At 61.5% G+C, this 12473-nt stretch carries 9 protein-coding genes; 1 reads left to right on the top strand and 8 read right to left on the bottom strand.

From position 1 onward, the window contains the following. Positions 1-2: 2 nt before the first annotated feature. The 4 genes from LMTR13_RS37030 to LMTR13_RS37015 form a co-directional block, all read right to left on the bottom strand. Entirely contained in the window at positions 3-1214 is a 1212-nt protein-coding gene (locus tag LMTR13_RS37030; RefSeq protein WP_065732046.1) for an efflux RND transporter periplasmic adaptor subunit, read from the bottom strand. Continuing rightward, positions 1211-2656 (bottom strand): efflux transporter outer membrane subunit, encoded by a 1446-nt coding sequence (locus LMTR13_RS37025; RefSeq protein WP_236843242.1) that lies wholly within the window; start codon positions 2654-2656, stop codon positions 1211-1213. The genes LMTR13_RS37030 and LMTR13_RS37025 overlap by 4 nt, the downstream gene beginning before the upstream one ends. A 270-nt stretch (positions 2657-2926) precedes the next feature. Then, entirely contained in the window at positions 2927-4318 is a 1392-nt protein-coding gene (locus LMTR13_RS37020) for a sigma-54-dependent transcriptional regulator (protein ID WP_065732044.1), read from the bottom strand. Then, the gene (locus LMTR13_RS37015; RefSeq protein ID WP_083219381.1) at positions 4311-6158 is read right to left on the bottom strand and encodes a sensor histidine kinase; all 1848 of its coding nucleotides are present in this window, start codon (positions 6156-6158) and stop codon (positions 4311-4313) included. The genes LMTR13_RS37020 and LMTR13_RS37015 overlap by 8 nt, the downstream gene beginning before the upstream one ends. Positions 6159-7217: 1059 nt before the next feature. Here LMTR13_RS37015 and LMTR13_RS37010 point away from each other — a divergent pair. Further along, positions 7218-8162 carry a TRAP transporter substrate-binding protein gene (locus LMTR13_RS37010; RefSeq protein ID WP_236843241.1) on the top strand — a complete coding sequence of 315 codons (945 nt, stop codon included), beginning with the start codon at positions 7218-7220 and terminating at the stop codon, positions 8160-8162. 206 nt (positions 8163-8368) lie between these two features. On the opposite strand, the gene LMTR13_RS37005 is transcribed toward LMTR13_RS37010, so the two are convergent. The 4 genes from LMTR13_RS37005 to LMTR13_RS36990 form a co-directional block, all read right to left on the bottom strand. After that, a complete protein-coding gene (locus LMTR13_RS37005; RefSeq protein WP_083219379.1) occupies positions 8369-9904 on the bottom strand; it encodes a TRAP transporter large permease in 1536 nt (511 codons plus the stop codon). A 6-nt stretch (positions 9905-9910) separates the two neighbouring features. Beyond that, on the bottom strand, positions 9911-10438 hold the full coding sequence (locus tag LMTR13_RS37000) for a TRAP transporter small permease subunit (protein WP_197520975.1): 528 nt from the start codon (positions 10436-10438) through the stop codon (positions 9911-9913). 331 nt (positions 10439-10769) lie between these two features. Next, positions 10770-11408 carry a 2-dehydro-3-deoxy-6-phosphogalactonate aldolase gene (locus LMTR13_RS36995; RefSeq protein ID WP_065733288.1) on the bottom strand — a complete coding sequence of 213 codons (639 nt, stop codon included), beginning with the start codon at positions 11406-11408 and terminating at the stop codon, positions 10770-10772. 11 nt (positions 11409-11419) lie between these two features. Beyond that, positions 11420-12334, bottom strand: a complete 915-nt coding sequence (locus LMTR13_RS36990; protein ID WP_065732039.1) for a 2-dehydro-3-deoxygalactonokinase — start codon at positions 12332-12334, stop codon at positions 11420-11422. Positions 12335-12473: the final 139 nt, after the last annotated feature.

Here is a 12473-nt window from a genome sequence, read left to right as displayed (position 1 = left end):
CCCTATTTCACTTCGTTGCCGATGAAGATGGCGCCGCGCCCAACAACCCGCTCCCCGGGTTTTAGCCCCGAGACGATCTGCACCAGACCATTGGTCTCGCTGCCGAGCAGAACCTTGCGCCGCTCGAACACGCTCGGCTCGCATTCAACCCAGACGCTCGCTGCATCGCCATTGCGGATGATCGAAGCGACCGGAACCACAGGTAAGCTCGCCCGGTCCCCCGTGGCGATGCGGAAGGTTGCGAACATGTCGGCCTTCAAAAGCCGTCCCGGATTGTCGATTTCAGAACGCACGACGATGCGCCGGGTCTGCTGGTCCGACGAGGCGCCGACGCTGGTAATGCGCGCGGTAAACATCTGGTTCGGGAACGCTGAGACCTTCACCTGCAGTTCCTGGCCGACGCGGATGTAGGCAATGTCGCTTTCGGGCACGAAGGCTTTCAGCCACATCATCGACAGATCGGAGATCGAGTAGAGCGGTTCGGCCGCATCGGCTCGGATAAACTGGCCCGGGCCGATCTTCCGATTCACCACAGTGCCGTCAATCGGCGCATTGATCGTGATCAATGGATTGATAATGCGCTCGCGCTCGATCCGCTCGATCTCCTGCCCGTCGCGGCCGAAGATCACGCGCAGGCGATTGCGCGCCGCCTGTACCGCGCCCTGCGCCGTCGCGAAATCGGATTCGGCGGCCGCGTGTTCGTTGCGCGCCTGATCGACGTCGCGTTGTGCGGTCACCTTGTCGGTCATCAGCGAAAGCTGCCGGTCCAGCGTGCGCTTGGCTAGGTTTAGTTGCGATTTCGCCTTTTCCAGCGTCTGCAGCGCGCTGATGAAATCGGTCTGTGCTTGCGCCACTTCGGGGCTGTCGATCTCGAACAACGGCTCGCCGTGCTTCAGATCCTCGCCGATCTTCTTCAAAACCTTCGTCACGCGGCCTGAGAACGGCGACAGCACCGCCGTGCTTGCATCCTCGTTGAAGGCGATCTGACCGATCGCGGATTTCGTCCGGACCAACGCTTTTGCTGTTGCTGGCGCAATGTCGAGCTGGTGCATCTGGTCGCCGGTCACCATGACACGGCTGACCGTCGGACCATCGGTATCGACCGCACACGCAGGGCCCGACAGCGTCAGCGACGATACCGCCAGCGCCACGACGAAAGCCATCTGGCGAATCGATGCCGGCTGGCGGCGCAAGGTTTCAAACTCAACATTCATTGCAGGCTCACCGGTTTGGAAGGCATATTCGCATCGGTGCGCGTCTCGTTCAGCGCATCGTTTACGGAGGTTGCGGGAAGTCCGTTCCACCAGCCACCGCCGAGCGCCTGAAACAGCGCCACAGTATCGGCAAGGCGCGCGGCCTGGGCCTGCACGCGGGCGAGCGAGGCCTGCAGGTACGCCTGCTGCGCCGTCAGCAGTACGGCAATGCTCACCTGCCCGCGATCGATCTGCGCACGTGCAAGCTCGATGCTGCGGCTGGCCGAGCGTTCGGCGGCGACGGCAGCCGATAGCGCGCGCTCGTCGGCAGCAAGCGCGCGCAGCACGTCGGCAACGTTCTGGCAGCCGGCCAGCACGGCGGTGCGATAGAGGGCGACTGCCTGCTCGGTCGCGGCCTCCGCCGCGCGCTGCTTCTGTTCGCGGGCGCCTGCATCGAACACGATCTGCGCCGCGTTGCCGGCGAGCGTCCAGAATGCCGTATGTGGCGTGAACAGTCCCGCGAGCGTCTCCGCGCTGCTTCCGGCGTTTGCCGTGAGCGCGATCTGCGGCAGGCGGTTGGCGATGGCCGCGCCAATCTGCGCATTTGCCGCGCGCAAATTGGCTTCGGCTGCGCGCACGTCCGGCCGCTGGCGGACGAGGTCCGCCGGCAGGCTGCTCGGCAGCGGCCGCGGCAAGCGGAACGAGGCAAGCTGGAAGGTCGCCGACACGCCGTCGCTCGGCAGCCGACCCGTGAGGAAGGCCAGCAGATTGCGTTGCTGCTCAAGCTGCTTTTCCAGCGTCGGCAACAGAAGCTTCGCCTGCGCCACCGCCGTCTCCTGCGCCACGACATCGGGCAATGCGATGTGCCCGCGCTCGTTCTGCAGCTTCAGCACGTTCAGCGACTGGTTCTGGATATCGATCAGTCGCCGCGTAGCGGCGATCTGCCCGCGCAGCGACGCTTCCTGAATGGCAGCGAGCGCGATGTTGGCCGACAGCGTCACGAACGTCGCCTCGCGCTGGAACGCCTGGGCCTCGGCCTGTGCCTCGGCGGATTCGATCAGCCGTCGCGCGCCGCCCCACACGTCGGGTACGAAGGCGACGCTGACCTGCGGGGTCTGCACACTGTAGATGCTCTTGCCGGCTGCCGAGTTCGTGTCGAGCGTCGCGGTCGGCACCTGCTGGCGGTTACTGTCGAAGCTCGCGCTGAACACCGGGAACAGCGACGCGCGCTGCGCCAGCGCGTTGGCCTGCGCGACGCGCACCGCAGCCTCGGCGGCCCGCAGGTCGCTGTTGTGCGCGATGCCCTCATCGATCAGCCGGTTAAGCTGCGGCGAGGATAAGCGCTCCCACCAGTTGCCGGGGATGTCGGTGGATTGCCTGATCACCTGACCGGGGAAGTATCCAGCGGCGGGCGGAGGCTCCGGCAGGTTGAAGTCCGGCCCGACGGCGCATGCGCTCAGCATGAGAGCCGACGCGACTGCGCTGAACGCCGCGATGTATCGCGATCGTATGGAGACGCGGCGAAGATTCGCCCGGTCGACAAGATCGATGCTCCTGAACGGGTCTATCATCAGCGCGATGCACTTCAGCCAGTTGGAGGTTGGCCGGAAGCCGATTTCAGCGCCGCTCAACTTAGGAACACCGCCAGCAATCAGCGTGCCAGCGGCCGCATCTCAGGCCTGCAACTTTTCGCAGTTGATTCAATGGCTTGTAATCGCTGCTGACGGCCCGCTCTAGCGGATTGGCGGCTTTCCGCCCGCCGCCTCAAAATCGCTTGCGGATTTCTGCTCATCAGTCTCCGCATAGCGCCTCCGGTCCAGCCCGAACCTGGCCATTTTGTCGGCCAGCGTGCGGCGCGGAACTCCGAGCTTCTCCATGACCACATTGATGCGGCCGCCCGCTTCGATCAGGCTCTGCTCAATTGTCGCCTTCTCGAATTCATCGACCTGCTCGGCGAGCGTTTGGCTTTGCGCGGCGCCTGCAGGAGCCAACGTGGCACGATCAAGTCCAAGAACATGACGTTCCGCCGCGTTGCGCAGTTCGCGAATGTTGCCCGGCCAGTCGTGACGCATCAGCTTGTCGGATTGGGCGACAGTGAGCGGACGGACGTCGCGCTGATAGGCTTTTGCGGCAGCCGCGGCGAAATAGTCGAACAGCAAGAGAATGTCGTCGCGACGTTCGCGCAGCGGCGGCACATGCAGCTCGGCCACGCATAGCCGGAAGTAGAGATCGGGACGGAAACGGCTTTGCGCCGCCCTCAGATCGATCTTGCTCGCGGCGACAGGCCGGAAATCCACGCTGATGCTGCGGTTCGAACCGAGCCGTTCGAGCTGCCGCTCCTGCAGCACGCGCAGGAGCTTGCCCTGTGTGGCAATCGGCATGCTGTCGATCTCGTCGAGGAACAACGTGCCGCCGTGCGCATGCTCGATCCGGCCGGGGCGCGCTTTTGTCGCGCCGGTGAAGGCGCCGGCGTCATGGCCGAAGAACTCGCTTTCCGCCATCGTCTCCGGGATCGCCGCGCAATTGACAGCGACGTAGTTGCATTTGGCGCGGCTACCCAAATCGTGAAGGCAGCGCGCGATCAAATCCTTGCCCGCGCCGGTCTCGCCATAGATGACGACGCTGACGTCTGTAGCCGCCAGCTCCGTCACCTGGGCGCGCAGCGCGTCGGCTGCCCGCGAGACGCCGATGATGCGCGAGGCAAGCGTCGGCGCAATAACAGCTTGGCGTAGCTTCCGGTTTTCCAGCACCAGCCTCCGCTTCTCGCCGGCTCTACGGACGATGTCGAGCAGCCGCTCCGGCTCGAATGGCTTTTCAACGAAATCATAGGCGCCAAGTCGCATCGCCTCGACAGCGATCTGAATGTCGCCGTGGCCGGTGATCATCACGACGGGCAGATCCGGATCCAGCTCCTGCGTGTGCCGAAGCAGCGCCATTCCATCCAAGCCCTCCATCTTGAGGTCGGTAACAAGAACGCCATCGAAATCGGCGTTGAGCCGGTCGATGGCGGAGGCTGCCGAAGCGTGCGCGTCGACCTCAAGCCCGGCAATATCAAGCCACTGGCCGATCGCCTGCCGCATGGCGGATTCGTCGTCGACAAGCAGGACGCGATTGTGGTCAGGCATGGATCGATGCGTTTTCGGGCTGGTAAATCGGTAATTCGATGATCATTTCGGTGCCGCCTTCCTCCCGGTTGCCCGCGCGAATCTGGCCGCCGAAGTCACGGACAATACCGTAGGAAATCGATAGGCCAAGGCCAAGTCCCTTGCCGATTGCTTTAGTCGTGAAGAAGGGATCGAACACCTGGTCGAGATGCTCTTTCGGGATTCCCGCCCCGTTGTCGATAACTCTGATGCTGACGATCTCGTTATTGATCTCGACCTGGAGTCGGATCGTAGGGTTCGCGACGTCGACGACAGCATGCAAGGCGTTCTGCAACAGGTTGACGATAACCTGCTCCAACTGCACGGCGTAGCCTCTGACGAAAACGTGGTGCGGGACGTTCGTTTCAACCGCGGCGCCGGACAGACCGATCTGGCTTTCGATCAGCAGCATCGCGCCTTCCACGGCACGCTCGACGTCGACAGGTTCTCTCTTACCCGGCTCGCTCTTGCGCGCGAACGTCTTAAGATGTGAGGTGATGTTGGCCATGCGCTCCGCAAGGCCATTGATCAAGTCGAGATTGGTCGCCACCTTCTTGGCGTCTCCACGGTCTGAATAGACCTTGGTGCTTGCGATAAAGGTGCGAATTGCCGCCAGCGGCTGGTTGATCTCGTGCGCGATCGCCGCGGACATTTGTCCGAGTGCAGCGAGCTTCCCTGCCTGCATAAGCGAGTTCTGCGTGTCGCGAAGCTGCTCCTCAGTTCGCCGCCGCTCCTCAATCTCCGATCTCAAGGCCGAATTGGTCTCGCGAAGTTCGAGCGTCCGTTCGGCTACCACTGACGATAGCTTCGCGCTAGCCTTGCGCGCGGCGACGAGCGCGGCCTGCCGTTGCCGGAGATAAAGCAGCGCGGACACTGCGATCAGGGAAACAGCCGCGCCGATGATGGCGCCGTCGCGCTGATCGCTTTCAATGGTTGCCATGTCCGACAGGCGATGGATTGTCCAGCCGTATTCACGCAGGCGCATCGTGTGATAAAGATACGAATGGAGGCCGAATGGCGTCTGCACCTGGACGATCCGGCCGTCGCCACGATGTTCGACCACTTTGAAGTCGATTGGCCCGCTATGGTTTACGGGATACGCGCCATCTCCGGATGGCAGTTCGTCCGTTCCGTCCGGGAGCGCCGCTTTGATTCGCCGGTATTTGAAGGACGCGTCGCTCGAAAGAAACACAGTTCCGCTGGCATCGCTAACCAGCACGCGCTCGCCAGCCTTCTCCCAGTCAGCCTCGATACGATCGAATTCAATCCGCACAGCTGCAACACCCGCCACTGGCGTGCCGCCAACCGCATGCGCGACATAATACCTGACTCGCTCGGAAGATTGGTCGACGCCGAGATAAGTGCCGCGTCCGGCCTTCATGGCGCTACGGAAATACAGACGATCGCTAAAATCACTTTCCGTTCGGGTCTCCCACGCCGTGTCGTCATATGACGCGAACACCTTCCCGTAAGGTGATATGACGTAAAGAGCGCGCGTGTCCGCCTCGCGACCAACTCGCTTTAGTTTCTCGCTGAGCCCATCACGTAAGACTTGATCCAACGGCGTCGCCAAGGCAGCCCGCACATCCGGATCAAACGCCAACACTACGGGTAGGTGATCTTGCCGACTGATCTCCGCCTTCATCGCGTTGGCGACAAGCTGAATGCGGGGTTCGTTCACCGCCTGCAGTGCTCGTAAGCCGTTCTCGCGCCAGACCCTTTGGGCGAAGTAGGAACCAGCAACGATGAGCAGCAACGCTATCGCGGCGAAAGCGAACTGCTCCGCACGTCTTGCCCAGGGAAATGACTGCAATACAGACATCGACGAGCATCTAATCCCGCTGCACGAACCTCAGTATTGCAGTGTATCTGTCTTGTGTGGTCCTGGGCGATGGAACGACCAAACAAGGCCTAAGCTGCACCATCCCCATTTTCATCACGCTAACATAGCTAATCGCCGCAGGCACGCCGGTATGCCGGATGGTAGTAGAGCGATTACCACCAACTGAACCTGATGCGCCATATCGGAATGTCAGCAGCACGCGGAATAGGAAGGCTCAGAAAATCATCGAATGGGTATCTGGTGCCCTCCGGCTACGGAAGAGCGCGCACGCAGCAACGGATTAGTCGGTAACGCCCGATCTTTGCGGAAATGGGAGCGCCGGACCGGAAGCAAGCGCAGAAAATCGTGGTCCGCATGGGAAAGCGCCTGATGGCGCACCCGACACGACTCGAACGTATGACCTCCACCTTCGGAGAGCAAACGCCCAGGAACAACCCCTGCCGTCGACCGCCGACGGAAATTGAAGAGCTTGGCCAGAACTTGATGATGAGCCACGATCGGAGATGGCGAAACCCCGGTTTTCGGTCGTAGCTCAAATGGTGGGTTTTGGTCTCGGGAGGCCAAAAATGCTTTGTATTTCAATGGGGATTGACTGACATTCTCTCCGCCAGCCCTCAAATTGTTCAGCCCATCTTTTCGAACAGCTTTGCCGCTGCCCGGAGGGCCCTTTTTGCCACCGCAAGCGGCTGTCTAGCCTCATCACGAACCAGGGTGGCCGGACGGCTGCCTTAACGGCCTGCGGCCAACGACTCCAGAGGGCCGCACTGGCTGACAGCACCTTACCGCTGTAGGCTATTCGTGTGCTGGCCAGCCTCCGGGCTCGCCCCCGCACTCTGCCAAAGGGAGAAAAAGCAAAAGGGAGGGAAACGTCCGATGAAAATGAGTTCGCTTAGGAAAGTCGCTCTATTCGCAGCAATCTCCGCCACGTTGGCGTTCGCGGGCACAGCGCTCGCTCAACAGCCTCGGGTCCTCAAGATACAATCGGCGGTTCCGCCGTCATCCACCACGCACGATGCTCTCAAGTTTTTTGCCGACCGCGTGGACAAGCTGACCGGCGGCAATCTCAAGATCGAGGCGCTGCCGGGCGGCGCGGTCGTTCCGCCGTTCGAAATCCTGGATGCCACGCACAAGAAGGTGATCGACGGTGCCTATGGCATCTCCTACTGGTGGTATGGCAAGAGCGTCACCGCCACGCTGTTCGCCAATACACCGGCGGGCATTTTCGGCATGGATGCCGTCGACTTCATTGGATGGGTTTACGAGGGCGGCGGCCTCGATCTGTGGAACGAGTTCTATCAGAAGGAGCTCAAGCTCAATCTGGTGGCATTTCCGAGCATTCCGCCGAGCCCGCAGGCGCTCGGCTGGTTCAAGCGTCCGATCAAGGACCTGCCGGACTTCAAGGGAATGAAGTGCCGCCAGACCGGCATCGTCTCCCAGCTCTACGCCAAAATGGGTATGGCGGTCGTCAACATGCCGGGTGGTGAGATCCTGCCCGCCGCAGAGCGCGGCACGATCGATTGTGCCGAGTGGGTCGGCGGAATTGAGGATCAGCGCCTCGGCCTGCATACGGTCTGGAAATACCACTACACGCCCGGCATGCACGAGAGCGCCTCTGTCGCTGAGATCGCGATCAACAAGGACGTGTGGGACAGCTTGCCGGATCAGAACAAGGAAGCCATCAAGTCGGCCACATCGGAGACGTTCCTGCGCTGGTGGGCCAGCTTCCAGAGACAAAACGCGGACGCGATCGCAGAGTTTAAGGAGAAGCACGGAGTTAAGCTCCTGACCACACCGCCCGAGGTCAATCAGGCCTTCCTCAAGGTCTGGGATGAGTTTGCCACGGCGGAGGCCGCGAAGAACCCGTTCTTCAAGAAAGTCTACGAATCTCAGAAGGCCTACGCCGCCAAGGTCGTGCCCGCCAAGCGCTTCATGTTCCCACCCTACGCTTTGCAGGCGGACCACTATTGGCCCGTTAAAGAATAAGGCGGCCTTGAACGCGATGGGATTAGATTTGAATCGCCATCGCGCTCCAGGTTTTTGATCGAGCATGATCTCTGGGCAAACGCTTCGCGTTTGTCCCGCGGGAGAAACGGTACGCACTTTCCGGGATCATGCTCTGGCGAAGGGGGGACATATCAAGAAGGGCGGCCGCGCCGCCCTTCTTGATATAAATCGGCTGCCGATCGCGCCTACCTGACAAGGCTCGGCAACCACAGTGCGATTTGCGGGAACAACAGCAGCAGCGCCAGGACTATGACCTGAATAACCATATAGTCGGACATGCCCCGGTAAATCGCGCCCAAGCTCCATTGTGGAACGACGTTCCGCAGGTAGTACGCCGACATTGCAACGGGTGGGCTCAAGTACGACGTCTGCATATTGACGGCGGTCAGTGCGCCAAACCAGATCAGCAGGTCGAGCTTGTTCAAACCGAACTGAAGTTTCTCGACAACCGGCAAAACGATCGGAAGAAAGACCAGGATGATCACCGGCCATTCGAATGGCCAGCCGAGGACGAAAAAGATCACCATGATCAACGCCAGCTTCCACCAGTCACTCAGCGGAAGGGCGAGCAAATAGCTGGTAATCAAGTTCGCCGTCCCTAGCTTGGTGAAGACGGCGCCGAACACCGTCGAGGCCACCGCCAGAAACAGCACCATGGCCGAGGTCACCATCGTGCCGATCGCCGCGTTGGTGATCGATTGCATGCTGAGCCGGCCGTAAAAGAGTGCAAGGAGGATGGCGCCGAAAGCCCCGCACGAGGCTGCCTCGGTCGGCGTGGCTACTCCACCGACGATGGTCCCGAGGGTAAATCCGATCAGCGCGCTGAGGGGCGCAATACCAAGCATGACGGCGCGGAAGTACGCGTTCCGGAAGTAGGGGTAGGCCGTCAGAATCGCTAACACCGAAGCGATGGCCGATAGGCTAAACGGCCCGATCGCAAACGCCGGACGCGGCACACGCGCTTGGCTCAACAACAAATCGAGCAGCAAATACGCCAATGCGACCAGGCACGCGAGGCCCAATCCGACTACAGGAGCGCCTACCTTTTCCGTGGTCATCGCGTCGTAGGTGGCTGTGCGCTCCTCCATTGTCATGGCTGGACCGAGCTTCGGATTGATCAAGCTGCGGCCGAGCGCATAGGCAATATAACAGCCAGCTAGCAGAAAGCCCGGGCCGAACGCCGCCGAATAAAGAAGATTGACGGGCACGCCCATGACCGGGCCCATGACTACCAGCATTACGCTCGGAGGGACCAGAATGCCGAGCGTACCGCCGGCGGCGATTGCACCCGCTGACAGCCGCGCGTCGTAGCCGGTTTTGATCATCATCGATCCGGCCATGATGCCGAGCACGGTCACCGCAGCGCCCACGATGCCGGTCGCCATCGCGAAAATAGTCGCCGTTAGAATCACGGCCAAATAGAGCGATCCGCGCACCGGCGCGAGAACGCTGCGCAAAGCCACGAACAGCCGCTCCATGAGACCGGCCTGTTGGGTCATGTAACCCATGAAGATGAACAGCGGCACGGCGGGAAAGATCTCGTCTTTCATCGTGCCCCAGATTTGCAGGTAGCCGAGATTGAACGTCTGCTCCCATCCGAGGCCAACGCCACCAAAAACAAGCGCGAGAAACAGCAGGGTGAAGGAAATCGGGAAGCCGATGAAAATGACGAAGACCATACCGACGAGCATGGCAAGTCCGAGAGATTCGGAGGGGGTCATGGTTCTTCAGACCTCGATCTTCTCGTGCCTGGCCAAGAATGCGCCGGTTCGCCAAGCCCAGAGGCTCTTCATCAGCTCCGAGATACCCTGCAAGAACAGCATGAAGGCCGTCAGCGGAATGACCCCGCGCAGCGGCCACAGGACCGGCGTCCACGCGCCGGAGCTTCCGCGTTCGTCGATCGAGAGCGAGTACAGGAAATCGTCTATCGAGAGGAAGAACAGCACGACCATTGTCGGCAGGAAGAACAGCAGGAACGCCAGGCTGTCGATCATGCCTTTCGTGCGATCCGAGAATGCTTCCCACAGTACATCCGTGCGGATGTGAGCGCCCTTCAGGAGCGCCAATGCCGAGCCCAGCATGAACAAGGTTGCGTAGGACATCGTGGTCACATCGAGGGCCCAGATCGTCGGATTCGCCAGGACGTAGCGGGCAAAAACCTCGACCACATTGGCGCAAATCAGGGGAATGATAGAGAGGACGAAGAGATACCCGGTCAATTCCGTGAACTTGTCGATGCTACGGATGATGGCCAAATAGCTCCGGGGTGGCATGGGCTTTTGTGGAGCAGAAATGTTGGCCATTGCTGTATGCCCAGACGGCGCCCGGCTTGGACTTCCCGTGAGAGTAAACCGTCCAGTGCGACCCACCGCTCCTCTCGAATAATCCCCATGTTAGCTTAGCGGCCGTCCGGGTGCCAGCGGATGAATGGCCGCGGCGATCCGGTCAGGATTGCGATGCACAATCCGAAGGCGACACACAGATGAACAGAAGTCCCTGCTGGTTAGGCGTCGCGCAGGGGCCGAATGTCTGGTTCTGGGCACTACGGAGAGCAAGCGAAGGCGTGCGGGTCCGACTCTCGCTGATCTACCCCGCCCGCTGAATGGCCGCGTCATACGCCTCGATCGTCGCCTTGGCGCGATCAGCCACTTCCGCCGCCGTCATGCCGGGCTTGTAGAGGCTGCTGCCGAGGCCGAACGCCAGAATGCCGGCCTTCGTGTAATCCGCGAAATTTTTATCGGAGACGCCGCCGACGGCGGCGATAATCAGGTCTGCGGGAAGCATGGCGCGGATCGCGGTAATTCCGGCTGCGCCGAGCACGCTCGCGGGAAAGAATTTGAGGCTCGAGGCGCCCGCCTTGGCGGCCAGCAGCGCTTCCGTTGGGCTAAAGACGCCGGGCATCGTGACCATGCCGCGCGCCCGGGCTCCGGCGATGATTTCGGCGTCGACATTGGGGGTCACCAGGAGCCGGCCGCCAATGTCGTGAAGCCGCTCGACAGCTTCCAACGTCAAGACCGTGCCGGCCCCAACGAGGATTCCAGCGGGCGCCTTCCTGACGGCGATCTCGATGGAGCGGAACGGGTCCGGCGAGTTGAGCGGAATCTCGATCGCCGTCATGCCGCTGTCGATCAGCACGCTGACGATATCCTCCGCCTCCTCGGGCCTCACGCCGCGCAGGATCGCGACCAGCGGACGCTTCATCGGCGGAAATGGGACAACGCTCATCGTCTGATCCTTCATACGTTCCAAATCGAGCGAGCGGCCATCGCAAGGCCACGACGGACCGCATCCTCGGCACCGATTGATCGGACAGGAACAGAAACCGTGTCAAACGCCAATTGGTAGAGCATCTGGAGCCTCCCTGACGCCACCAGCGTGATGCCAGCCTTGGGTGCTTCGCCCGTGAGCCCCGCGGCCAGTTCAAGTCCGATCAGCGTTCCCGATATTCTTTCGCGGGCCGAGGACGGCTTGCCGCCGTAGAGGAGCTGACCCGATCGCACCTGGAATAGCCGATTGGCGGCGAACGCTGGCGCCTCAAAGGCGGCAACGACCGCTGACTTGAATGCGTCGACATCTTCGGCTGCATCGGCGCCGGCCACCGCGTGCGACAGGATCGTTTCGCGCGAGACGACGTCGAACAGCTCGCCCGTCATGAACGTGGCGAAGCGCTCGACGGTCCCGCCACTCGCCCTGACCCATTTCGAATGGGTGCCGGGCATACAGACGAGCACGTCGTCGGCCGCATCCATGCCCAAGGTGCCGAGCAATTGTGTTTCCTCGCCTCGCATGACATCCGGCGCCTTGGGGTCTCGTTGTGCGATTCCCGGCAGGATCCGGATATCACGATCCTGTCCCGGCACTGCCACGGCCTGCTTCAGGATGGATGAGAGTTGCGCCGGCGTGTCGACGTATCCGGCTTCGACCCACCCCTGGCGGGCACCGGCCATGCCGCAGACGACAACGGGCAGCCCATCCGCGGCGCCGACGGCTTCAAGATGCGATTGCAGCACGGCTGCGAAGCCATGCTTGCCTGCCACCATCATGCCCTCGTGGCTGCGCCGCTCCCCCAGCACACTGCCGGTCCGGTCGACGAGCCAAAGCCGAAAACTGCTCGTGCCCCAATCGACCGCAACATATGCAGCCTCACTCATCTATATCCGTCCCGATAGTATCAGCGTCCTGAGGACATCGTACCACGCCGATCCGCCGGCGAGCTACGTCCGCTTTCCATTTGATTTGCGGAAGCGCAATCAGCATGATCCTGAGGCCAGCGATGCCACGCCGTTTGCT

Source organism: Bradyrhizobium icense (assembly GCF_001693385.1).
Taxonomy (GTDB): Bacteria; Pseudomonadota; Alphaproteobacteria; order Rhizobiales; family Xanthobacteraceae; genus Bradyrhizobium; species Bradyrhizobium icense.
This window is presented reverse-complemented; position numbering and strand designations above follow the sequence as displayed.